Source organism: Nitratidesulfovibrio oxamicus (assembly GCF_015731765.1).
GTDB lineage: Bacteria > Desulfobacterota > Desulfovibrionia > Desulfovibrionales > Desulfovibrionaceae > Cupidesulfovibrio > Cupidesulfovibrio oxamicus.
Genome location: NZ_VRYY01000614.1, coordinates 1 through 1,105 on the forward strand (window position 1 = coordinate 1; position 1,105 = coordinate 1,105).

The following is a 1,105-nucleotide window of genomic DNA, read 5'->3' on the forward strand; positions in this document are numbered from 1 at the left end:
CAGCGTGGCGCCAGCCACAGCGCGCAGCGCCGGATGCTCCCACGGGCCGCGTAGCGCCGGATGCTCCCACGGACCGCGTAGCCCGGCGACCGGGCCACCGTCCCCGGCAAGGGCAGCATCCCCCTCAGGCGCGGCTTCCCCCGGCACGAAGGCCGCAGCATCAAGCCCAAACGGCACGGTCACTTGTCCTCCAGCAGTTGTTCCACTTCCAGCATCTTGCCCAGCGCCAGTGCCTCGTCCACCAGCACCTGCCCGCAGTCCGGACAGGTCAGCAGACGCACGTTGAAGGTGCTGCCAAGGTAGGTCAGCTCCACCGACAAGGGGCGCGGCACGCCGCCGCAGGCACAGGTCCAGTTGCCCGACGCGGGCAGGTAGGCCGGTTCATGGGACGATTCCTTCCACCCTCCGGCGGGCGGCCCCTGCGGCAGCACCATGCGGTGGGCATAGGCCTGCCGGATGGCGTAGGCGGGCGTGGCATCGCCCCCTGCCCCGTCCCCAGCGCCTCCGGGCACGGGCTCGTACCCTGCCCAGTGGGTGACGCGCACCCGGCGCAAACAGGCCAGACGCATGCCGGTATCGGCGTCGATGAAATAGCGCCCGGAACGTTCGGCCTCGGCGATCACGCCGCGCAAATCTTCGTCAACGATGCGCCGCCGCTCCATGACCACGCGCATGTCCGGCCCGATGCGCAGGGTCAGCGACGCCACCGCATCGGGCGGAGTTTCACCGTACGCCTCGCGCAGCAGGCGGTCGCGCAGACGGGCGCGGTTCTCCTGCCGGGCGGTGATGTGCGGTCCGGGCGCTGCCGGGTCCGGATTGACTCCGGGCAGGGGGGGCAGCAGCAGGTCCAGCAGGTGGCTGGCGGGGCTGCCCGCCTCGGCCAGCCGGTCGCGGCACATGGCGCAGTAAGTGACAAAGGGCAGGTCCGAGGCATCGGCCCTGCGCTGGATGACAGTTCGTGCCAGATCTGGGTCGGCCTCGGCCATCAGGCCGCCGTAGCCGCAGCATTCGGTGTGGTGCCCGGTCAGGTCCGGCTCGTGCACCGCCACCCCGCGCGCGGCCAGCAGGCCACGCACCGTGGTTCGCAGCGGCTCGTCCCCGCGCG

Annotated in this window: 2 protein-coding genes; both read right to left on the reverse strand. The window is 71.9% G+C overall.

The genetic code is table 11. The features are described 5' to 3' along the window. Window positions 1–183, reverse strand: a 183-nt coding sequence (locus FVW20_RS19835; RefSeq protein WP_231039176.1) for a hypothetical protein, incomplete at its 3' end; no start/stop codon positions are given. Next, window positions 180–1,105 (reverse strand): DVU_1557 family redox protein (locus FVW20_RS20170; protein ID WP_372435016.1); only part of this gene is annotated, 926 nt, incomplete at its 5' end. The genes FVW20_RS19835 and FVW20_RS20170, both read right to left, overlap by 4 nt.